The 21,201-nt window shown below is 73.5% G+C and carries 18 protein-coding genes and 1 pseudogene; 4 read left to right on the top strand and 15 right to left on the bottom strand.

Going from position 1 to position 21,201, the window contains the following annotated elements; all coding sequences use genetic code 11:
* Positions 1-126: 126 nt before the first annotated feature.
* Positions 127-759 carry a transglycosylase family protein gene (locus ACIGG8_RS11310; protein WP_396547193.1) on the top strand — a complete coding sequence of 211 codons (633 nt, stop codon included), beginning with the start codon at positions 127-129 and terminating at the stop codon, positions 757-759.
* A gap of 239 nt (positions 760-998) precedes the next feature.
* Here the strand turns inward: ACIGG8_RS11310 and ACIGG8_RS11315 are convergent, their stop codons facing one another.
* Both ACIGG8_RS11315 and ACIGG8_RS11320 read right to left on the bottom strand, forming a co-directional pair.
* Complete coding sequence (locus ACIGG8_RS11315) at positions 999-2,810, bottom strand: amino acid transporter (RefSeq protein WP_396547292.1); 1,812 nt, start codon at positions 2,808-2,810, stop codon at positions 999-1,001.
* 421 nt (positions 2,811-3,231) lie between these two features.
* Positions 3,232-4,338, bottom strand: a pseudogene (locus tag ACIGG8_RS11320) (multicopper oxidase family protein); the annotation flags it as partial.
* A gap of 278 nt (positions 4,339-4,616) precedes the next feature.
* Between ACIGG8_RS11320 and ACIGG8_RS11325 the strand changes: the two are divergent.
* Complete coding sequence (locus ACIGG8_RS11325; protein WP_396547195.1) at positions 4,617-7,013, top strand: collagenase; 2,397 nt, start codon at positions 4,617-4,619, stop codon at positions 7,011-7,013.
* A gap of 92 nt (positions 7,014-7,105) precedes the next feature.
* Here ACIGG8_RS11325 and ACIGG8_RS11330 read toward each other — a convergent pair whose 3' ends face one another.
* On the bottom strand, positions 7,106-8,002 hold the full coding sequence (locus tag ACIGG8_RS11330; protein ID WP_396547197.1) for a LysR family transcriptional regulator: 897 nt from the start codon (positions 8,000-8,002) through the stop codon (positions 7,106-7,108).
* A gap of 136 nt (positions 8,003-8,138) precedes the next feature.
* Here ACIGG8_RS11330 and ACIGG8_RS11335 point away from each other — a divergent pair, with 136 nt between their 5' ends.
* A complete protein-coding gene (locus tag ACIGG8_RS11335) occupies positions 8,139-9,176 on the top strand; it encodes a YncE family protein (protein WP_396547293.1) in 1,038 nt (345 codons plus the stop codon).
* A gap of 119 nt (positions 9,177-9,295) precedes the next feature.
* Here the strand turns inward: ACIGG8_RS11335 and ACIGG8_RS11340 are convergent, their stop codons facing one another.
* The 5 genes from ACIGG8_RS11340 to ACIGG8_RS11360 form a co-directional block, all read right to left on the bottom strand.
* Entirely contained in the window at positions 9,296-10,117 is an 822-nt protein-coding gene (locus tag ACIGG8_RS11340; protein WP_396547199.1) for an anti-sigma factor family protein, read from the bottom strand.
* Positions 10,114-10,674 carry a sigma-70 family RNA polymerase sigma factor gene (locus ACIGG8_RS11345; RefSeq protein ID WP_189924553.1) on the bottom strand — a complete coding sequence of 187 codons (561 nt, stop codon included), beginning with the start codon at positions 10,672-10,674 and terminating at the stop codon, positions 10,114-10,116. The genes ACIGG8_RS11340 and ACIGG8_RS11345 overlap by 4 nt, the downstream gene beginning before the upstream one ends.
* 57 nt (positions 10,675-10,731) lie before the next feature.
* A complete protein-coding gene (locus ACIGG8_RS11350; protein WP_396547201.1) occupies positions 10,732-11,742 on the bottom strand; it encodes a DUF1996 domain-containing protein in 1,011 nt (336 codons plus the stop codon).
* 72 nt (positions 11,743-11,814) lie between these two features.
* Positions 11,815-12,420 (bottom strand): hypothetical protein, encoded by a 606-nt coding sequence (locus ACIGG8_RS11355; RefSeq protein ID WP_396547203.1) that lies wholly within the window; start codon positions 12,418-12,420, stop codon positions 11,815-11,817.
* A gap of 212 nt (positions 12,421-12,632) precedes the next feature.
* Positions 12,633-13,379 carry a hypothetical protein gene (locus ACIGG8_RS11360; protein ID WP_396547204.1) on the bottom strand — a complete coding sequence of 249 codons (747 nt, stop codon included), beginning with the start codon at positions 13,377-13,379 and terminating at the stop codon, positions 12,633-12,635.
* A gap of 159 nt (positions 13,380-13,538) precedes the next feature.
* Here ACIGG8_RS11360 and ACIGG8_RS11365 point away from each other — a divergent pair, with 159 nt between their 5' ends.
* Entirely contained in the window at positions 13,539-13,841 is a 303-nt protein-coding gene (locus ACIGG8_RS11365; protein WP_396547294.1) for a YccF domain-containing protein, read from the top strand.
* A gap of 148 nt (positions 13,842-13,989) precedes the next feature.
* Here the strand turns inward: ACIGG8_RS11365 and ACIGG8_RS11370 are convergent, their stop codons facing one another.
* The 7 genes from ACIGG8_RS11370 to ACIGG8_RS11400 form a co-directional block, all read right to left on the bottom strand.
* A complete protein-coding gene (locus ACIGG8_RS11370; protein ID WP_396547206.1) occupies positions 13,990-15,255 on the bottom strand; it encodes an APC family permease in 1,266 nt (421 codons plus the stop codon).
* Positions 15,256-15,376: 121 nt separating this feature from the next.
* Entirely contained in the window at positions 15,377-15,820 is a 444-nt protein-coding gene (locus ACIGG8_RS11375) for an SRPBCC family protein (RefSeq protein ID WP_396547208.1), read from the bottom strand.
* Between the two features lie 49 nt (positions 15,821-15,869).
* Complete coding sequence (locus tag ACIGG8_RS11380; RefSeq protein ID WP_396547210.1) at positions 15,870-16,049, bottom strand: hypothetical protein; 180 nt, start codon at positions 16,047-16,049, stop codon at positions 15,870-15,872.
* Positions 16,050-16,167: 118 nt separating this feature from the next.
* On the bottom strand, positions 16,168-17,808 hold the full coding sequence (locus ACIGG8_RS11385; RefSeq protein ID WP_396547211.1) for an AMP-binding protein: 1,641 nt from the start codon (positions 17,806-17,808) through the stop codon (positions 16,168-16,170).
* 176 nt (positions 17,809-17,984) lie between these two features.
* Positions 17,985-18,224, bottom strand: a complete 240-nt coding sequence (locus ACIGG8_RS11390; protein WP_396547212.1) for a chaplin — start codon at positions 18,222-18,224, stop codon at positions 17,985-17,987.
* A gap of 92 nt (positions 18,225-18,316) precedes the next feature.
* Entirely contained in the window at positions 18,317-18,634 is a 318-nt protein-coding gene (locus ACIGG8_RS11395) for a hypothetical protein (RefSeq protein WP_396547213.1), read from the bottom strand.
* Positions 18,631-21,198, bottom strand: a complete 2,568-nt coding sequence (locus ACIGG8_RS11400) for an Hsp70 family protein (RefSeq protein WP_396547214.1) — start codon at positions 21,196-21,198, stop codon at positions 18,631-18,633. Before ACIGG8_RS11400 ends, ACIGG8_RS11395 begins: the two co-directional genes overlap by 4 nt.
* Positions 21,199-21,201: the final 3 nt, after the last annotated feature.

Here is a 21,201-nt window from a genome sequence, read left to right on the forward strand (position 1 = left end):
GCACCGGGCGGCCGTGCGGGTGACCTGCCGGACGTGTCGGCGGCGGAACGGCCCGGCCGTCTGCGTCGGTGGGAGTGCGCCGTCTCCGGGCGGTGCGTGTCCTGTCCCCGGATCTGAGAGCCGCCCATGCCTCCCACCGCTCGTCTCCGCCGCCTCGTCCCGACCGCGCTCTGCGCCCTGACCGTGGCCCTCGCCGGCGCCCCAGCGGCCCACGCCGCACCCCCGGGCCGCGAGGGCGGGTCCGACCCCGGCCGGGCGGACGGCGGCCGGTACGACTGGGACGGCGTGGCGGCCTGCGAGAGCAGCGGCAACTGGCGCGTCAACACCGGCAACGGCTACTACGGCGGTCTCCAGTTCGACCAGCCCACCTGGCGCGAGAACGGCGGCCTCGCCTACGCCCCGCGCCCCGACCTCGCCACCCGCGAGCAGCAGATCGCCGTCGCCCAGCGCCTCGCCGGCCGCCGCGGCCTCTCGCCGTGGCCCGTCTGCGGCGCCCGCGCCGCCCACCGCCACGACCGCGGCGACGCCGCGCCGCCCCCGGCCGCCCACGCCCCCGCCCACACCCACACCCCGGCCGCCGAGCCCGCGCCTTCGCGGGACGGCACCTGGACCGTCCGGGAGAACGACACCCTCGCCGACCTCGCCGAGCGCCTCCGCGTCCCCGGTGGCTGGCCCGCCCTCTACGCCCTCAACCGCAGCACCGTCGGCGACGACCCGGACCTCATCCAGCCCGGCATGGTCCTGGATCTCCCCTCCTGACCCCGTCCCCTCCCGATCCGCCGCCCACGCCCTCCCCTCCCGGGCGTGGGCGGCACCACGTGCTCACGGGGTCACCGGCTCGTGGCATCACGGACCCGCCGCGCCGCCCCGGACCCGCCGGCGAGAGCGCCTCCGGGAACGCCGACGGCCCGCCCGCTCACCGGGAGCGGACGGGCCGTGCAGCAGGGGCGGCGGTCAGGGGCCGGCGCCGGGGCGCCCGCGGGGGTCGGCCGACGGGGTCAGCCGACGTGGACGCGCGGGCGGCGCGAGCGGTCCGGCTCGGCCTCGCGCAGCACCTCGCGGGTGACCGGCGCGACCTCGCCCTGGCCGAACAGGAAGAACCGCAGGAACTGGGCGAAGGGGTTGCCCTCGGTCCACTCGAAGTAGAGGTGCGGCCGCTGCCCGGTGCGGTCCCGGACGGTGAGCGCCAGCGCGGCGATCGCGTTGGGGATGCTGGAGCTCTCCAGGGTGAGCACCCGGTAGCGCCCGTGCAGGACCTCGCCGCGGACGGTCAGCTCGGCCTCGAAGTCGGAGGCGTCGCGGACGGTGACCTCGACGAAGACCAGGTCGTCCTCGCCGGGGATGTCGTTGTCGGCGCGGATCTGGCGGATCTTGTCGCGGTACTCGGCGTTGTCGCGGCGGCTCGGCTCGTTGGCGATCAGCCGCAGCGGGCGGTGCGCGTAGTCCCTGATGAAACGTTCCGCCACCTCGTCCATCGCCACGTTCGTGACCCGCAGCTCGAAGGCGCGGCGCAGCCGGGAGGCCAGCGAGACCAGGATGATGCCGGCGATGAAGCAGGCGCCGATCTTCAGACCGTCCGGCCGCTCCATGACGTTCAGCACGGTGGTGTAGAGGAAGACCGCCGCGATGACGGCGAACGCGACGGTCCAGCCGCGTTGGCGCTTCCGGTACGCGGCGATGGTCACCGCGATCGCCGCAGAACTCATCAGCACCAGCACGCCGGTCGCGTATGCGCCGCCCTGTGCGTCCACGTCGGCGTCGAAGATCCAGGTGATCAGGAAGGCGACCAGGGTGAGCACGATCACCATCGGCCGCACGGCCCGCGCCCAGTGCGGCGCCATGCCGTAGCGCGGCAGGTAGCGGGGCAGCAGGTTGAGCATGCCCGCCATGGCCGAGGCACCCGCGAACCAGAGGATCGCGATGGTGGAGAGGTCGTAGACGCTGCCGAAGGTGCCACCCAGGTACTGGTGGGCCAGGTACGCCAGGGCGCGGCCGTTGGCGTCGCCGCCGGGCTTGAACTGGTCGGCCGGGATGAGCAGCGTGGTGATGAAGCTGGTGGCGATCAGGAAACTGCTCATGATCACGGCGGCGGTGGTGAGCAGCTTGCGGGTGCCGCGGATCCTGCCGACCGGGTTCGCCTCGGTGTCGTCGGGGTCGCCCTGGATGTGCGGCATCACCGCGACGCCGGTCTCGAAGCCGGACATGCCCAGCGCGAGCTTCGGGAAGAGCACCAGGGCCACGCCGATCATCAGGATCGGGTTGCCGTGCTGGGTGGTCAGCGCGTCGGTCCAGTCGGTGACCACGTGCGGAGCCTGGATGATCTTCCAGACGCCGACGGCGACCACGACCACGTTGAGCACCAGGTACGCCCCGACCAGTGCGACTGCCAGGCCGATCGCCTCGCTGAAGCCCTTCAGGAAGACCGCGCCGAGCAGTGCCACCAGGAGGAGCGTGATCAGCACCTGCTTGCCGCCGAGGACGCCGGTCAGGTGCGGGTTCTCCACCAGGTGCGCGCTCGCGTCCGCGGCGGACAGCGTGATGGTGATGATGAAGTCCGTCGCGGCGAAGCCGAGCAGCGCGAGGACGAACAGCTTGCCCTTCCAGAACGACAGCAGCCGCTCCAGCATCGCGATCGAGCCCTCGCCGCGCGGGCTCTCCTTGGCCACCCGCCGGTAGACCGGCAGCGCACCCAGCAGGGTGACGATCACCAGCACGATGGTGGCGATCGGCGACAGCACGCCCGCCGCCAGCGCGGCGATGCCCGGCTGGTAACCGAGCGTGGAGAAGTAGTCCAGGCCGGTCAGGCACATCACCCGCCACCAGCGCTGGCCGACGTGCGCACCGTGCGCGGCGGAGTCTCCCGCTGCCGCGCCCTCGTGCGACGCCTCCGGGCCGCCTGCCGCGTCGGACGGCTCCGCGGGCTTCGCCGCGCTCACGTCCTCCAGCAGCCAGCTCCGCAGCCGTATTCGCGCCGACGACGAACCCTCCGTCGCCGTCCCCGTCGAACCCGACGAAACCACGTGACACCTCTTGTTTAAAGACCCCGCAAAAGCGCCGTCGGGCGACGGCAGTGCGCCAGGCTATGCGACGGGCGTTAAGGAGGTGTCATCGGCCCGCGTTAAGAAATCGTCATGAAGGCGCAGGTCGGCGCGGGTGATCACGGCGCAGCGGGTCGGGCGCCGGGGCGGGGAACGCGCTCCCCGCCCCGGCGTCTCACAAGGTGGACCGGGGTTACGCCTGGTAACCGAGGACGGTCATCATGCCCGCCTCCGCGTGGTACACGTTGTGGCAGTGCACCATCCACAGCCCCGGGTTGTCGGCGTCGAAGTCGACGGCCAGGGTCGTGCCGGGCAGCACGATCGCGGTGTCCTTGCGCGGGCCGTCGCCGGGGAGCGCGAAGCTGTGTCCGTGCAGGTGGACCGGGTGCCACATGGCGGTGCTGTTGCGGAACTCCAGCCGCACCCGCTCGCCGGCGGCCACCGGGTGGCGCTGCGCCGGGTCGTACCTGCGGCCGTTGAACGCCCAGTCGGCCTTCGCCATGCCGCCGGTGAGCTCCAACTGCACCGTGCGGTCGGGGGACTTGGCGGGCAGTCGGACACCCGGGTCGGCCTTCAGCCCACCGGCGGTCACCAGCGTGCCGTCGAGCTCGGCCGGGCGCACCGAGGCGTCGGGCGCGGCGCCGCCGCCGGTGCGCAGCAGGGCGAGCGCGGTCGCGCCCTTGCCCTCGGCGAGCGCGGTCAGCGGGAAGACGCCGTCCCCGGCGGTGACCAGGACGTCGTAGCGCTCGCCCATGCCGAGCAGCAGCGCCCGGGTGGTGGCGGGTTCGACCGGGAAGCCGTCGGTGTGGGTGACGGTCAGCTCGTGTCCGCCGAGGGCGACCCGGTAGGCGGTGTCGCCGGCCGCGTTGATCAGCCGGATCCGGATCCGGTCGCCGGGCTTGGCGGTGAAGGTCTCGGGCGCGGTCGCGAGACGGCCGTTGACCAGGTGGAACGGGTGGGCGACGTCGGCGGCGTCGCCGCCGAGCACGGGGCTGCGCGCGCCCATCAGCATCCGGGTGGGTCCGCTCGTCGCACCGCCCGCCCCCGACCCCGCCGTACCGGTCATCCCTGACATCCCGGACATTCCCGGCATGTCGTGGCCGGAGCCGCCGGAGTGGTCCGTCCCGCCCATGCCCTTGGCGAGTTCGGCGAGAACGGCGTCCGGGGTGCTGCCGTCGACGCCGTCCACCCAGTCGTCCAGGACGACGACCCACTCCCGGTCGTAGCGCAGCGGCTCCTTCGGGTCCTCGACGATCAGCGGCGCGTACAGGCCGCGGTCCTGCTGGACACCGGAGTGCGGCCGAACGGCCGCAGCTGCGCCATCCTCCGCCTCCCCCACCGGGTCCGGTCCGCCAGCACGTACCCCCGTAGGGTATCGCGAACTGCAGAAGCGGACGGAGTGGGGGTCAACTCCGTTCACCCTCTTGGCAGGTGCAATTTCACATTGCTATGTTACGCCTCGCTCAACCGAGGGCGCCCCAACCTCGCAACGCCCGCCCTCGCCCCGGCAGTCCCGGGCCGGAACCCACGGCACTGCCGCCTCGCACCGCCCTGCCACTTCCCCCTCCAGGAGATCCGGTGTCAACTTCCCGCGTAGCCCGGCGAGTCCTGCTCGCCTCCGCGATGGCCGTCACCCTCACGCTGCCCACGCTGCAGACCGCCCAGGCCCTCACCCCCACCCCCGCGGCCTCCGCCCCGGCCTCGGCGCCGACCGCACCGAAGAGCTCCACGCCCGCCCCCGACCCGCTCACCGCCTACGACGACGTCGACCACCTCGGCGACGACACCGCCAAGCCCGGCGCCCCGGCCCCGGCCCCCGGCGGCGGCTCGCTCGGCAGCACGCTCATCCCCGGGTTGCTGCCCGACCACGTCGGCGCGCCCGCGCCGACCGCCGACCAGGTCGCCGGCACCACCGCCGCCACCCCGCCCACCAGCGGCGCCGGCGTGCCCTGCACCGTCGACGGGCTCACTCGCCTCGGCGCCGACCAGCTCGTCGCCTTCCTCACCGATCCGGCGGTCACCGCGGACGGCTGTCTGAACTCGATCCTCTGGACCTGGGACGCCCGCTTCACCACCACCATGGACAACGCCCACGTCCGGGCGGTCGCCGACCGGCTCACCCAGCTGTCCGCCACCGACGACGGCACCGGCTCCTCGCACGTCTACGAGCTGTGGACGTACCTGCACGCGACCGTCTACCACGCCTTCACCCACCACGAGCTGAACGTCTCCGACCCCGCCACGCTCGGCTCCATCCAGCGCGCGATCACGGCGTACGCGGGCAGCGCGCACGCCTTCGACCGCACCGACCTCGCCGCGAACATCCTGCGCGAGACCGCCATCACCGCCGGCGCCGACGGCCTGCGCCAGAACAACCTCGGCCTCGCCCGGCGCATCCTCGGCGTGCTCGCCCCCGGCACCACGGTGGCCGACAGCGCCGCGTGGGGCAAGGCCGTCCTCCAGGCGCTCAACCTCAACTACCTGGGCATCTACAACCAGGACCCGGCCTTCCTCGCCGCCGTCGCCGGCGACGCCGACTACCGCGCCGCGTTCCGCGCCTACGCCTCCTGGGGCCACCTCAAGGGCACCAAGAACGCCTGGGCCGCCCGCGACGCCGTCGCCGAGTACGGCCGGTTCGGGCAGGTGCCGGCCCTGCACGACGCCACCGTCGCCGACCTCGGCCGGCTGATCGACGCCACCCGGACCGCCTTCGGCGAGTGGTCCGACCCGTGGGCCAAGGCCATCGGCTGGGCCGCCACCTACGGCGCCTGCCAGCAGTACGGCGTCTGCATACCCGACCTGGAGGCGAAGCTCTTCCCGAACACGTACACCTACGACAACGGCGCCATCGAGGTCCGCACCGCCCTCGACAAGGCCACCGTCGACCAGATGTACTACGCGAGCAAGCAGGTCAAGTCCCAGTACTTCCGGGTGCTCGGCACCGACCAGCCGCTCGCCGGGGACGCCAACGCCACCCTGCACATCCACCTGTACGCCTCACGCGCCGACTACGAGGTCTACCACCCGATCCTCACCGGCTTCTCCACCAGCAACGGCGGGATCTACATCGAGCGCGGCGCCACCTTCTACACCTACCAGCGACGCGTCCCGCAGGACTCCCAGCTCACCCTCGAAGAGCTGTTCCGCCACGAGTACGTGCACTACCTCAACGGCCGTTGGGCGGTGCCGGGTTACTTCGGCGACTCGCGCTGGTACGCCGACGACAAGACCACCGCGATGGACGAGGGAACCGCCGAGTTCTTCGACGGCTCCACCCGCGACCACGGCATCCTGGTGCGCAAGTCGCTGGTCAGCAAGCTGGCCGCGGACGAGGCTGCCGGCATCCCCCGGATGACCATCGCCCAGCTCCTGCACGCCCGTTACGCCGACACCCCGGCCTTCCACTTCTACAACTACGCCGGCACCTTCTTCGAGTTCCTCTGGCAGCAACACCCCTCGCTGATCCGCGAGATGTACGGCTACCAGCGCGCCGACGACCCGGCCGGCTTCGACGCCTGGCGCGACCGGGTCGGCGCCGACGCCACCCTGCAAAAGGAGTACTCCGCCTTCCTCGACGCCCAGATCAAGAACGTCGACAACCTGTACGTCCCGTCGACCTCCTTCGTCCCGAACGGCTCCCTCGACCTCGCGTGGGCCGACGACGTCCAGGCGGACTTCGCCGCCGCCACCGGCATCACGCCCGACTGCAAGGACAACGGCGACTGGGCCAACAAGCCGATGCGCTTCGTCTGCACCGGCCGCATCACCGCCAACCTCTCCGACTCCGCCAACCCGGACAAGGTCTTCAAGGACATGTCCGACACCGTGGACTACTTCATCCTCACCCGCACCAAGGACGTCAAGGGGGCGAACAACCTCAACGACATGAACTGCAGCTTCGGCAAGGTCGACGTCTGGACCGGCGGCAAGGCCGGTACCGCCGACTACACCTGCGAGGGTCCGCTCCGCCGGTAGCCGCCGAACGCCCGGCGGCCGCGGAACGCCGGCCGCCGGGGCCACCGATCACCGGGCGCGGTACGGACAGTGGGATCCGTACCGCGCCCGGCTCACTGCTGCCCCGCCCGCCGGACGGCCGCCGCCAGGTGCTCGCGGAACCAACGGTGGCCCGGGTCGGCCGAGTTGCGCGGGTGCCAGGCCATCCCCAGCTCCAGCGGGTCGAGTTCGAGCGGGATCGGGAAGGAGCGCAGGCCCAGCGCCTCGACCGTCTCCGGCAGCCAGTCCGCCACCCCGAGCGCGACCAGGTCGCTGTCCCGGGCCAGCAGCATCGCGCTGGTGTGGCTCGGCACCACCACCGCCACCCGGCGCCGCAGCCCGCGCTCGGCCAGCGCGGCGTCGATCGGCCCGAGCCGCCTGCCGCGCCGCGAGACGCCGATGTGGTCGGCCGCGGCGAAGCGCCGTGCGGTGATCCGCCCGTCGAACAGCGGATGCCCACCGCGGGCCACGCCCACCAGGGGTGCCCGGACCAGTGGCCGGCTCCGGATCTCCGGGTCCAGGTGCCCCAGCACGCCCACCTCGACGTCCACGAGCCCCTGCCGCAGCGCCGGCCCGCCCTCCAGCGCCTCCGGCAGGAACACCGTGTCGACCTTGGGCGCCTCCGCGCGGATCCGCTCGGTCAGCGACCCGGCCACCCGGACCAGGACGACGTCACTGGTCTGCACGGTGAAGGTCCGCTCCAGGTGAACCGGCTCGAACCCCGCCCCGGGGCGCAGCACGTTGTCGCAGTCGCGCAGCAACGCGCCCACCTCCTCCCGGAGTTCGAGCGCCCGCGGGGTCGGCACCATCCCCTGTCCGGCCCGCACCAGCAGCGGGTCGCCGACCGTGCGGCGCAGCCGGGCCAGCGTCCGGCTCACCGCCGCCGGTGAGGTGCCGAGCCGCTCGGCGGCCTTGGTCACACTGTTCTCCTGCAGCAGGGCGTCCAGGGCCCGCAGCAAGTTGAGGTCCATCCATGGCTCCTGAACTGCATCTTTGCGTTCCGGTCAACTATCCCGTGCCCATCCTTGCATTGTTCCACCGTCCCGGGAGCCGGAGGGTGGAGACGTCCACCGGGAAGACCCGCTTCAAGGAGCACCTGTGTCCACCATGTCCCGTTCCCACCTCGCCGGAGACGTCCTCGCCGCCGTCAGCCAGAGCGGCCCGACCGTCTCCTTCTTCGACGCCGCCACCGACCGGCTCCTCGACACCGTCGAAGTCCTCGCCGAGCCGCACGAGTTGTGCTTCGACCCGACCCAGCGCCTGCTCTGGTGCACCAGCGCCTACCACTCCGGCTACTACCACGCCAACGGCGGCCGCCGCACCGAGCTGACCGTGATCGACGCCGACACCCGCCGGATCGTCGAGGTGATCGACCTCGCCCCCGAACACGGCCCGCACGGCCTGGCGTTGGACACCGCCCGCGGTCGCCTCTACGTCAGCGTGGAGGGCGGCCCGGACCGCCCCGGCGGCGTCGTGGTCGTCGACACCGACACCCGCCGCCCGATCGGCCGGATCGACACCGACGCCCCCGGCCCGCACTGGTTCGCCGTCTCCCCGGACGGTCGCACCGGCTTCGCCACCAACAAGGAGGCCCCGTTCGTCTCGATCGTGGACCTCGACAAGGGTGTCCTGACCGCCAAGGTCGAGGTCCCCGGCAGCGAGGGCCTCGCCGTCTCCCCCGACGGCACCCGGGCGTACGTCGCCGGGCCCTACCTCGGCTTCGCCGGCCGGCCCGACGCGACCCCCGGCATCCGCGTCATCGACGCCCGCACGGCCTCGGTCGTCGACACCCTCCCGACCGGGTCCGCCGCGCTCCCCGTCCACCTCACCTCCACCGGCAAGCTCCTGGCCGGCGAGGTCCGTTCGGCGCCCGACCCGGACTCCCGGCTGGGCCGCCAGCTCCCCGGCCGCCTCAGCGTCTTCTCCACCGACGACCACCGGCTCCTCGGCTCCGTCGAGATCGGCCTCTTCCCCCTGACCATCGCCTCCTCCCCGGACGGCCGACTCGCCTACGTCTCCTCCGTCGTCTCCTCCACCGTCGACGTCATCGACCTCGACACCCTCACGCCGGTCTCCCGCCTCACCCTCCCCAAGCGCGCCGAGCCCGGCGCCCACGGCCTCGCCTACCTCCCCCGCCCCGCCTGACCGTCCCGCTCCCGGGCCCCGACCCCGGACCTTCCCCCGAATGCGCCCCCCGGGGGAGCGGCGCGGGAGGCGGGGCCTGCCCCGCCCACCGGACCACGGGTCCGGCGGGCGGCGGAGCCCTACACCGGGACCGTCACGAAGGTCTGTCCGGACTCGTTGACGACCGACACCGAGACCACGTCATCCGGCGAGACGATCGCCGAACCGTCCAATGTGGTACCGGACTTGGCGCCGACAGCGGAGACCAGCCAGCTGCCCGCGTCCGCCGTCGCCCCACCCCTGGCGTTGACCACCAGGTGGCAGCGCTGGCCGGCCGGGATTCCGGTGACCGCCGCGTTCACCCGCACCCAGCCCATCGCCGGGGTCATCGTCAGCGTCATTCGGGCACCGGTGGCCGGATCCGTCACGGAGCCGGTCCTGGTCCCGGCCGGCGGCGGGGTGACGGTCGCGCTCGGCGCTGCGGTCGGGGCCGGGCCGGCGGCCACCGGCGGTGCGGTGACCGTGCCGCGGCCCACGGCGATCCCGAGGACCAGTGCCGCCGCTGCCGCGACGGCCGCGACCGCGCCGATCCGGGTCCGGCGCCGGACCAGCGACGCTCCGCGTTCCGCCCGCGCCTGCCGCAGGGTGCGCTGCAGCAGCAGGTCACCGCCCGCGGGCGGGCCGTCCACCAGCAGCTCGGGCGGCACCTCGCCCAGGACGGTCTCCAGCTCCCGCAACTCGGCCACCTCCTGTCGGCAAGCGGGGCAGTCGGCCAGGTGCCGTTCGACCGCCGCCGACTCGTCCGGATCGAGCACGCCCAGCACGTGGGCACCGACGAGCTCGGCGATCCGCTCGTGCGGCACCGGGCCCGCACCCTCCGCGCCCGTGCCGTCCGCACCCGTACCGTTCGCGTTCACGTCTTCCGTGCCCATGCCGCCCGTACCCGCGTCGTCCCTGGTCACACCGACACCTCCTGCCACGTCCCCGTCCTGTCGGTGTACGAGCGCCGCAGCGCCCGGAGCGCGTAGTGCGCGCGGGACTTGACCGTCCCGGCGGGTATGCCCAGCTGCTCCGCGGCCTCGGTGACCGACAGTCGCTGGAAGTAGATCGAGCGCAGCACGTCGCGGTGTTCGGGCGAGAGGCGTTCCAGCGCCTGCGACATCACCAGCGTCTCCACCACGCCCTCGGCGTGATCGCGTTCGACCGGCACGGTGGCCGTCGCCTCGGACACCTCCGCCACCTCGGCCGGTCGGGCGGCCCGGGCCCGGAACCGGTCGGTGATCAGGTTGCGCTCCACGGTCAGCAGCCAGCCGCGCACCGATCCCCGGGCCTCGGTCAGCGCCTCGGGATTGCGCCAGGCCCGGATCAGCGTCTCCTGCACGGCGTCCTCGGCCGCCGCGCGGTCACCGGTGAGCCGGACGGCGTAGGCGAGCAGTGCGCCGCCGTGCTGCTCGTAGAGCGTTCGGATCAGTGCCTCGTCGGCGGCGTCCTGCCGTCCGCCCGGTCGTGTCCTCGCCATCCGCCATTCCTCCGTCGTCGGGTGCCACGTCCAGCACGTACGAGGCGGCCGTCCGGTTCAACCGGATTCCCGACAGTTGCGGTTCTCGTTCAGGCAGGCCACCACGGAGGCCATCTGCCGGTTGGTCATCAGGCCGATGTACACGGCGTGGTCGGTGAGCGGACTGTGCCGCTGCTCGGGGAAGGCGTCCAGGGCGAAGGCCCGGGGTGGGGGCGGGCGGTAGCCGACGGTCACCCGCAGGTGCGGGATCGCGAAGGTGCCGTGCGGGCAGAGGCCGCCGGCGGACGGGAACCGCACGTGGGCGCGGTGGCCCGGGCTGTCGGTGCCGCGTCCGTCCCAGCAGCTGGGGAAGTCCAGGGTGCGGGTGAGCATGCTGTCGGCGGGGCAGAGCGGGTAGCGGTCGGTGGTCGTGCGGTCGGCGAATCCCGTACAGCCCCAGCGGGCGCCGGCCTCGGCGCCGCCGTCGGTGGCGGCGGCCGGGTCGCCTTCCAGGAGCCGGAGGAAGCGCGGCATCGGCACGACCTTCGACCACGGATTGCCGAGGTACTCGATGGAGACCCGCTCGGGAGCAAGGATCTCGCCGGGGACGTCGTGCGGGTCGCCGGAGGCCGCCACGGCGGTGCTCGGCGCCGGGGCGACGCGGTCGGTGCGGCGCAGCACCGGCCAGTAGTACGTCGAGCGGTCGCCGTCGGTGCAGGTGGTCGGGGCCGCGGCGAGGCTGTCGTCGGTGGAGTCCGCGTCCGTGGAGAGGTTGCCGACGTAGTCGTGCACGTGGTGGGCGCCGCCCACCGTCCCGGGGGAGACCACCACGTTGTCGGCGTTGCGGTGGCCCTCCTGGTTGCGTCCGCAGTCCTGCGCGTACGATCCGCCGGAGGCGTCCGGGCCGACGGCCGACGGCGCGGGCGCGGTGGCCGCCACCGCGGTGATGTCGACGAACTCGGACGCCGGTTCCGGCCCGCCGGGCCGGAACCGGAGCGCCAACAGCGACAGCCCCAGGACGAGGCAGAGCAGGACGCCGACCGGGAGGGCGACACCCCCCGACGGGTGGTGATTGCGGTTCCGGTGCACCGCGACAGTCTGGGCGACGGGTCCCCGCACGGGCAAGGCGGCGCCGGCCGCCCCGCCGCCGTGCTCGGCCCGTCAGTAGCCTCCGGAGTAGCCGCCGCTCTGCGCGGCGGTCGGCGAAGCGGCCTGCCCGGTCGTGCCCGGCGCCTTCTTCCCCTCGGGCGTGCTCGCGAACCACGTGCCACCGACGCCCTGCCCGTTGGTCTGCCCCGCCGCGGTGTCCCCGGCGAAGCGGTAGAGCGGCCAGCCGTTCAGGGTCACCTGCTTCGTGCCGTCCGGCCGGGCCACACTGCCGACCAGGGCGGAGTCCACTCCGGTGACCTGGACCGCGTCCTGGGCCGTGAGCGGCGGCCACTTCGCGGCGCAGGCATCGACGCAGGTGCTCGCGGACGGCTTGGCGGTGTCCTTGTCGAAGCGGTACAGGGTCCGGCCGGCGGAGTCGGTGACGACCGGCCCGAGCGTGGCCGACTTCACGGCCACGAGCCGGACCCCGCCGGCGCCGCCGGTGGCCGGGGCTGACGACGTGGCGGCCGGAGGGGCGGCGGCAGACGTGGCCGCGCTCCCCCCGGAGCCGTCGGCCGTGTCCGGTCCGCAGGCGCCGGCGGCGAGCGCGAGCACGGCGACGCCGGTGGCGGCGAGCATCCGGCGCGTGGCGAACGTGGGCGCGGCGTACTTCGGCATGGCGAACTCCCCCTGGAGAGTGGGTGCTTGACGATCCGAGCGCTGAGCGCCCGGATACCTTCCACACGAGTCCCGGAGGGGAACGGTTCAATGTCGGCGCGAAAAATCTTTCCCGCCTCCGTGCCGGCTGGGTCGCGGCCTGTTCTCTCCCGAAGGACCGGACCCCGATGTCGCGTGCACCGCCTGGACCTCGTCCGCCGTACTCGGGCGGCTCAGGCCGGCGGCAGGGCCCGGGCGAGGTCCTCGGCCTCGCGCAACTGCTCGACGCCCAGGCGCCGGAGGTCCCGGAGCAGCAGGGCGGCGTCGGTGACGGCCTCGCCCGGCACCGGGGCGGCCGCCGGCAGCGGGAGGCCGAGGATCGCGGCGAGGTCCGCCGCGGGCACGGCCAGCACGGTGGCGAGGTCGGCGACCAGCTCCGGGGTCAACTCGGCCTCGCCGGAGGCGACCCGGCCGTAGGCGGTGGCCATCCGGGAACGACCGGTCAGCAGCTGGACGACCTTCGCGGTGCCGTTCCAGCCGAGGTTGCGGGTGGCGACCATCCGCATCAGCAGGTTCCCCGGCGTGTGCCGGTCCGGCAGGGCGGCGGGCAGGCCCTCGATCCGCCCGCGGTGCCGTGCGGACGGCAGCGCGGCGACGCCGGAGCGGAGTTCGGCCCGGGACGCGGGCGGCAGCGCGAGGGCGAGCCGCACCAGACCGGTGATCGAGGTAGTGGCCATGCCACCGGCCGGGGCGAGGTCCTCCGGCAGCGGGAGGGCGGCGAACTCGAAGAGGTCGGCGGCGTCCAGGCCGAGGGCGGGCGCGAGCCGGCGCAGCAGCGCGGGTTCGGGCGCGGCGCCGGCGAGGACCGCAGCCACCTCGGGCTCGGCGGCCTCCGCCCACCGGGCCAGGTCGCCGGGTGCCAGGCCCCGGTGGTCCAGCAGACGGGCCAGCAGGACGGCGAAGCCGGGGAGCTCGATCACGGCCCCAGCCTAGGGCCCGGCGGGTGCGGACGGGCACGGCGGGAGGCGACCGGATGTAACCGGCCGCCGGCCGGGCGGGGACGAACGGTCTCTCGCGCCACCGACGACGCACCGCCGAGCGGGCTGTTCGGATCCGCCCCGCGCCGCTGGGGGTGCACCATTTCGCGGAGCGGAACAACCCCTAAGGGCGTAGACACGCTCGCCGGCTTCATCCTGTGGCCGTTCGGGCGGACGGCGGTGGAGCGGTCGGACGCCGGGGCGGCGTCCTGCGTCGGAAATGTGATCTGGCTGGTCTTCGCCGGGTGGTGGCTGGCGCTGGCGCACCTGATCACCAGCGTTCCGCTGTTCCTGTCGATCATCGGGATCCCCTTCGGCTGGGCCAACCTGAAGATGATCCCGGTCTCGCTGACGCCGCTCGGCCGCGAGATCGTCTCGACGGACGAGCCGTGGGGCGGCCGGTAACACCCGTGTACGCCGACGGCCGGCGAGGCACTGCGCCTCGCCGGCCGTCGGCGTTCCCGCGGTCCGGGTGCCGGCCCGGGGCGAGGCCGGGCTCGCCGGGGCCGTCCGGACGGGCTGCCCGCACCGGCTCACCGGCCGACCGGGGGCCTCAGCGGCGGGCCACCGCCTTGCGCAGGCCGTACGCGGCGGCGCCGAGCCCGAGCACCACCGCGCCCGACAGGACGGAGGCCGCCGGGAGGGCGAAGGCCAGCGCGAGGCAGCCGGCCGTACCGACGACCGGGACGATCCTCGGCGGGCGGCCCTCGCCCGGCGTGAGGGTCCAGGCGGAGGCGTTGGCGACGGCGTAGTAGGCGAGCACTCCGAAGGAGGAGAAGCCGATCGCGCCGCGCACGTCGCCGACGGCCGCGACGACGGCCACCACCGCGCCGACGGCCAGCGCGGCGCGGTGCGGCACGCCGAAGCGCGGGTGGACGGCGGCCAGGGCGTGCGGCAGGTGGCGGTCGCGCGCCATCGCGAGCGTGGTGCGCGAGACGCCGAGGATCAGCGCGAGCAGCGAGCCGAGGGCCGCCACCGCCGCCCCGGCGCGCACCACCGGAGCCAGCCCGGGCACCCCGGCTGCCCGGACCGCGTCCGCCAGCGGCGCCGCGGCGTGGGCGAGGCGTTCGGGGCCGAGTACGGCCAGGACGGCGAGCGCGACGGCCGTGTACACCACCAGGGTGATGCCCAGCGCGAGCGGGATCGCGCGCGGGATCGTGCGCTGCGGGTCGCGCACCTCCTCGCCGAGGGTGGCGATCCGGGCGTACCCGGCGAAGGCGAAGAACAGAAGGCCGGCGGCTTGCAGCACCCCGTGGAACCCGGCGTCCGCGCCGACCGCCCAACGGCCGGCGTCCGCCTGGCCGCCGCTCAGGCAGGCCACCACCACGGCGGCGAGCACGCCCAGCACGACGGCGACGATCGCCCGCGTCAGCCAGGCGGCCTTCTGCACGCCGACGTAGTCGACCGCGGTCAGCGCCACGACCGCGGCGACCGCGACGGCGTGGGCCTGGCCGGGCCACACGTAGGAGCCCACGGTGAGCGCCATCGCCGCGCAGGAGGCGGTCTTGCCGATGACGAAGCCCCACCCGGCGAGGTACCCCCAGAACTCCCCGAGCCGCTCCCGGCCGTAGACGTAGGTGCCGCCGGACTGCGGGTAGCGGGCGGCGAGCCGGGCGGAGGAGGTCGCGTTGCAGTACGCCACCACCCCGGCCAGCGCCAGTCCGATCAGCAGCCCGGAGCCGGCGGCGGCCGCGGCGGGCGCCAGCGCGGCGAAGACGCCCGCGCCGATCATCGACCCCAGCCCGATCACCACGGCGTCGAACACGCCCAGGTGCCGCCGCAACTCCCCCGGCCCGGCAGCCGACGCCGACCCACTCATTGACCTGCACCTCTTCCCGTCGGGCCCGAACGACGGCGCACGATACCGGAGCGAAGCGAACGCCGAGGGGCCGACGGCGGCCGCGCGGGACGGGCTCCGGACGGGGGTCGGTCCGGAGCGGTCAGGCGGTGAGGCGGGCTTCGAGGGCGCGCAGGTCCTTGGTGAGGGAGGAGCGGACCTGGCGGGACATCAAGGGCGCGGTGAGGCGGTGGAAACCCGTGGATCCGCCGCGGACGCGGATGCGGGCGAAGGTGCCGCCCTGGGTGGGCTCGAAGGTGTAGGTGACGTGCATCGGCATCGGCCCGGCCACCGAGACCATGTCGAGCACCTGCGGCGGGGCGTAGCCGGCCACCCGCAGCACGTATTCGAAGCGCCGCCCGAGGAAGTGGGCGGTCCGGGTGACCTCGGCGCCCACGCCGAAGCCCCCGGTGTCGGCCTCCCTGGTGAGGGCGGCGCTGCGGATTCCCTGGGTCCACTCGTGGTCGCGGCGCCAGTCCATGGCGTAGCCGGCGACCTCGGCGGGCGGGCGGGGGATCAGGCGTTCCACGGTGACGTCGAGGGGCATGATCACACTCTCCCGCCCGGCGGCCGGGTTCGCCCCCGGACTGGCCCGGTCAGCGGCCGCAGGGGCCGGCGGTGTCACCGGATCGGTCGACGGGATGCGGCGTGCAGGCGGCCGCCGGCCCGACCGGGTCGCCGAGGGCGGGCACCGCCGGGGACGCGAGGGCCAGGGCGAGGAGCACGGCGAGGGCGGCGTCCGTCAGCAGCGAGCGGACCGGGCTGGGAGCAGTCATGCCGGGACTGTGCGCACACCAACGGCGCCGCATTCCCGATCGCCCGCTCTTCCACCCGCCCGGGCGAACGCGCACCGGCGACACGCGCCGCCGGTGCGGGCGGAAGCCGTCGGCCGCCCTACAGCCCCAGGATCCGCTGCGCCTCCTCGCGCATCTCGACCTTCCGGATCTTCCCGGTGACCGTCATCGGGAACTCCTCGACCACGTGCACGTAGCGCGGGATCTTGAAGTGTGCGAGCCGGCCGGCGCAGTACTCCCGGACGGCCTCCGCGGTGAGCGGTTCGGCGCCCTCGCGCATCCGGACCCAGGCCATCAGCTCCTCGCCGTACTTCGGGTCGGGGACGCCGATGACCTGGACGTCCAGGACGTCCGGGTGGGCGTGGAGGAACTCCTCGATCTCGCGCGGGTAGAGGTTCTCGCCGCCGCGGATCACCATGTCCTTGATCCGCCCGGTGATGGCGAGGTACCCGTCCTCGTCCATCACCGCGAGGTCCCCGGTGTGCATCCAGCGCGCGGCGTCGACGGCCTCGGCGGTGCGCTCGGGCTCGCCCCAGTAGCCGAGCATGACGGAGTAGCCGCGGGTGCACAGCTCGCCGGGCTCGCCGCGCGGGACGGTACGGCCGGTGGCCGGGTCGACGACCTTGACCTCCAGGTGCGGGCCGACCCGGCCGACGGTGGAGACCCGGCGCTCGACCGGATCGTCGACGCGGGTCTGGGTGGAGACCGGCGAGGTCTCGGTCATGCCGTAGCAGATGGAGACCTCGGCCATGCCCATCCGCCCGATGACCTCCTTCATCACCTCGCTCGGGCACGGCGAGCCGGCCATGATGCCGGTGCGCAGGCTGCCGAGGTCGTGGCGCTCGAAGTCCGGGTCGGCGAGCTCGGCGATGAACATGGTCGGCACGCCGTACAGCGAGGTGCAGCGCTCGGCGGCGACGGCGGCCAGCGTGGCACCGGGCTCGAAGGACGGCGCCGGGATCACCGTGCAGGCGCCGTGCGAGGTAGCCGCCAGGTTTCCCATCACCATGCCGAAGCAGTGGTAGAAGGGGACCGGGATGCAGATCCGGTCCTGCTCGGTGTAGTCGAGCAGCTCGCCGACGAAGTACCCGTTGTTGAGGATGTTGTGGTGCGAGAGGGTCGCACCCTTGGGGAAGCCGGTGGTCCCCGAGGTGTACTGGATGTTGATCGGGTCGTCGGGGGCCAACTCGCCCTGGCGGGCGGCGAATTCCGCGACCAGCCGCGGGCCGGCCCGCCGGCCGGCGGCGAGCAGGTCGTCCCAGGTCGGGCCGCCGATCAGCAGCACCCGCTCCAACTCGGGGCAGCGGGGACGGACTTCGTCGATCATCGCGGCGTAGTCGGAGGACTTGAACCGCTCGGCGGCGACCAGTAGCCGGATGCCCGCCTGGTTCAGCACGTACTCCAGCTCGTGCGCGCGGTAGGCGGGGTTGACCGTGACCAGGACGGCGCCGAGCTTGGCCGTGGCGTACTGGGTGAGCGTCCACTCGGCGCAGTTGGGCGCCCAGATGCCGACCCGGTCGCCCTTGGCGATGCCGAGCTCCAGCAGGCCGAGGGCCACGGCGTCGACGTCGACGGCGAGTTCGGCGTACGTCCAGCGGCGGGCGGTGGGGCGGTCGACCAGGGCGTCGCGGTCGGGGAAGGCGCGCACCGCGCGGTCCAGGTTCTCCCCGATGGTGTCGCCGAGCAGGGGGACGTCCGAGGTACCGGAGGAGTAGCTGCGCGGGGTCGGCGTGGTCGGCACGTGCGGGCTCCTGGGTGCGACGGGGCGGGTCGGGGACCATGGTCCCGTTCCCGGGGCCCTGCCGCCACCCCCGAACGGGGGTACCGGAGCACGCCCGGGCGCGGCACGACCGGCCCGGCCCCGGACGCGGCGCTGGGACCGCCCGTCGGGTTCGACGGACGGCCCCAGCGCACGGGTCACGCGTTGATGCAGGTGTTGCCGAAGGCCGGGTTCAGGATCGAGATGATACCGATCGAGTTGCCGCAGACATTGGCTTCGAGGTTGATCGGGATCTGGATCTGGTTGCCCGACAGCACACCGGGCGAGCCGAAGGCGACACCGTTGGCGGTCGCGTCGCCCGCGGCGGCGGTGCCGGCACCGGCCAGGACGGCCACGGCGGCGAGCGCCGTGGCGGCGAGGGTGGTGCGAATACGCATTGCGTCACTCCTTGTGAGGGTGGCGAACATCCGTGTGACGATCACACTCGCACCGATGGAACGCGACGGCAGGTCGGGAGGGTCCGAATTGGTCACTCAGAGGGCGTGTCGCCCTCCCGCCCCACCCGCACGAGGCCCGCCGGCCCCGCCACGCTCAGTGATTCCAGCAGCTCCCGGGCCGGGTGCAGGCCCGGCTCCGCCTCCAGGGCGCCCCGCAGCCGGAACCGCGCCGTCGCCTCGTCGCCGGCCGCCAGCGCCTCCAACGCCCGGTTGTAATCGATCCGACCGGCGTAACGCAGCCGGAACAGGGCGGACAGGTCCTCACGGCAGGAGGGGCAGCACAGGCTCCGCGGATCCGCCGCGACCTTGCACAGCGGACAGAGCACCTCCGGCTCGGCCACGGCGCTCATCGCGGCCCCGCCTCCTCCGGGCGCACCGGGCCGAGCGACTCCGCGGCCGGCTCGCTGCCGAGCTCCCGCTGCGCCTGCGCGTACAGCGCCAGCAGGTTCGACATGTGCTTGTTGACCTCCTCCATGTTGGGCGTCTCCACGGCGGCGTCCAGGCCGCGCAGCTCCGCCATGATCAGCTGCCCCAGGGCGGGCGAGACCATGTTCTGGGTCACGTAGACGTTGCACATGGTCAGCATCCGCATGGTGTGACCGAGCGAGTCGCACAGCTCGTCCGCCCGCTGGGCCGCGCGCATCGCGCCCTCCCAGTCGGCCGCCTCGCGGCGCAGCCGCAGCTCGGCGGAGACCGACCGCAGCCGGTCCAGGTCGCTCGGGTCGAGGTGCTTCTCGCAGTAGTGGATGAACAGGCTCAGGTACGCCTCCGAGCCGCGCACCCAGCGCTGGGCCTTGAGCTGGCGCTGGGCCCGCTCCAGCGCCTCGTCCACCGACTGGCCGCGGGTCTGACCGGCCGCCAGGTCGTCCAGGGAGTCCATCAGCCGCTGCGCCTCGCGCATCTCGGCCTCGGTCAGCTCCCCGCCCCAGCGGTCGGTGAAGGTCTCGATCTGCCGCTGCTGCTCCTCGACCTGCACCTTCAGCTCCGGGTCCAGGGTGACCCGTTCCAGCTTGACGGTCTTCTCCGCGCCGCCCTGGATCCGTACCGACAGGGTGATGGTGCGGTCGCGGTCGAGGCCGAAGGAGACCTCCACCGGGGTGCGTCCGCCCAGGCCCTCGGGCAGGCGCAGGGTGAGGTGGCCGATCAGCTCGTTCTGCTGGGCGATCTCGTGCTCGCCCTCGTAGACCGCCACCTCCAGCCGCTGCCGGCCGCTGCCGGAGACCACGAACTCCCGGCTGACCGGCGAACTCGTCGGGTAGCTGGTGTTCTTGGGGATGATGACGGCGAGCCGGCCGTCGTTGAGCTCGATGCCGAGGTTCTTCGGGGTGATGTCGAAGGGGTTGGTCACCTGCATCAGTTCGCCGCAGCCGGTGCAGGTCTCGCTGCCGGGCGGGTTGACCACGGCGCAGGAGGCGCAGCGCAGGCCGACGTCCTCGGCGGCGGTGGAGATCACCTTGGTCAGGCCGGGGGCGGCCGAGTTGAGCGCCTCGCCGCACAGTTCGCAGGCGGTGACGCCGGGGGCCGCCGGGGTGCCGCAGCGCGGGCAGTTGTCGCTGCGGACCACGGTGGTGTCCTGGACCTGCTTCGGGACGGTCGCGCCGCCGGCCGAACCACCCGTTTCCTGGCCGCACTTGGGGCAGTCGGCGGCCGCGGAGTCGACCGGGATGTGGCAGGTCGGGCAGGAGACCCGGTCACCGCCGAGCAGGGAGGTCGCACAGTTGGCGCAGTTGGAGGCGGAGAGGTCCCCGGGGGCCCGGCACTCCGGGCACTCCACCTCGCCGACCAGTGCGGACTGCACGGCCGCGCCGAGCGCCACGCACTGCATCGGGTTGACGCCGCGCCGGATCCGGCGGGGGCCGAACACCTCGCCGAGCCTCCGGGCGACCAGCGGGATCGCGGTCGAGCCGCCGACCAGCACCACCTCGTCGATGTCCCCGACGGTCAGGTTGGCCTGCATGATGGCCTTGTGGGTCAGCTCGATGGTCCGCTCGATCTGGGTCTCGATCAGCTCCTCGAAGCGGGCGCGCTCGAACTCCGTCTCCAGCACCAGCTGTCCGGCGCCGAGACCGGGCAGGATGACCTCGGAGGACTCCTGGTTGGAGAGCTCGATCTTGATGGTCTCGGCGGTGGAGGCGATCTTCGGACGGTCGCGCAGGTCGGGCTGGTAGTCCGAGCCGTACTCCTCGCGGATGTCCTCCAGCAGCGCGGTGGTGATCGCCCGGTCGAAGTCGTCGCCGCCGAGCAGGTTGTCGCCCTCGATGCCGAGCACCGACACCGAACCGGGCACCAGCAGCAGGATGGAGATGTCGAAGGTGCCGCCGCCGAGGTCGTAGACCAGCACGGTCCTGCCCTCGTCGCCCGCCTCGGAGGTGATCCCGTACGCGAGCGCGGCGGCGGTCGGCTCGTTGATGATCCGCAGCACGTGCAGCCCGGCCATCCGGCCCGCCTCCTGGGTGGCGGCGACCTGCCGCTCGCCGAAGTAGGCGGGGACGGTGATGACGGCGCGGTGGAAGGGCTCGCCGAAGCGCTGCTCGGCGTCCTCCTTGAGCCGGTGCAGAACGATCGCGGAGATCTCGATCGGAGTGTACGAGCGGCCGTTGAACCAGACGTTGACGTCACCGTCGGTGCCCGCGGTGACCTTGTAGTCGACCTCCTTGAGGGCGGCCTGCACCTGCGGGTCCTTGAACTTGCGGCCCATGAAGCGCTTGACCGAGCGGATCACGTTGGCGCCGTCGATGGCGATCCGGCTGCGCGCGGTGGAGCCCACCAGCAGCTCGCCCTTGCGGCCGCTGCCGACGACGGAGGGCGTGGCCTCCTGGTTCTGCCGGTTGAAGATGATCTCCGGCTCGCCCCGGCGCAGGTGGGCGACCACGGAGTTGGTGGTGCCCAGGTCGATGCCGAGTGTGCGGTACATGTC

Source organism: Kitasatospora sp. NPDC085464 (assembly GCF_044541955.1).
Taxonomy (GTDB): domain Bacteria; phylum Actinomycetota; class Actinomycetes; order Streptomycetales; family Streptomycetaceae; genus Kitasatospora.

Coding starts and splice junctions, on each gene's coding strand:
- ACIGG8_RS11380 (WP_396547210.1), bottom strand. CDS start 16,049: ATGACTGCTCCCAGCCCGGTCCGCTCGCTGCTGACGGACGCCGCCCTC.
- ACIGG8_RS11315 (WP_396547292.1), bottom strand. CDS start 2,810: ATGTGCCTGACCGGCCTGGACTACTTCTCCACGCTCGGTTACCAGCCG.
- ACIGG8_RS11395 (WP_396547213.1), bottom strand. CDS start 18,634: ATGAGCGCCGTGGCCGAGCCGGAGGTGCTCTGTCCGCTGTGCAAGGTC.
- ACIGG8_RS11370 (WP_396547206.1), bottom strand. CDS start 15,255: ATGAGTGGGTCGGCGTCGGCTGCCGGGCCGGGGGAGTTGCGGCGGCAC.
- ACIGG8_RS11390 (WP_396547212.1), bottom strand. CDS start 18,224: ATGCGTATTCGCACCACCCTCGCCGCCACGGCGCTCGCCGCCGTGGCC.
- ACIGG8_RS11400 (WP_396547214.1), bottom strand. CDS start 21,198: ATGTACCGCACACTCGGCATCGACCTGGGCACCACCAACTCCGTGGTC.
- ACIGG8_RS11345 (WP_189924553.1), bottom strand. CDS start 10,674: ATGGCGAGGACACGACCGGGCGGACGGCAGGACGCCGCCGACGAGGCA.
- ACIGG8_RS11355 (WP_396547203.1), bottom strand. CDS start 12,420: ATGCCGAAGTACGCCGCGCCCACGTTCGCCACGCGCCGGATGCTCGCC.
- ACIGG8_RS11375 (WP_396547208.1), bottom strand. CDS start 15,820: ATGCCCCTCGACGTCACCGTGGAACGCCTGATCCCCCGCCCGCCCGCC.
- ACIGG8_RS11335 (WP_396547293.1), top strand. CDS start 8,139: ATGTCCCGTTCCCACCTCGCCGGAGACGTCCTCGCCGCCGTCAGCCAG.
- ACIGG8_RS11310 (WP_396547193.1), top strand. CDS start 127: ATGCCTCCCACCGCTCGTCTCCGCCGCCTCGTCCCGACCGCGCTCTGC.
- ACIGG8_RS11330 (WP_396547197.1), bottom strand. CDS start 8,002: ATGGACCTCAACTTGCTGCGGGCCCTGGACGCCCTGCTGCAGGAGAAC.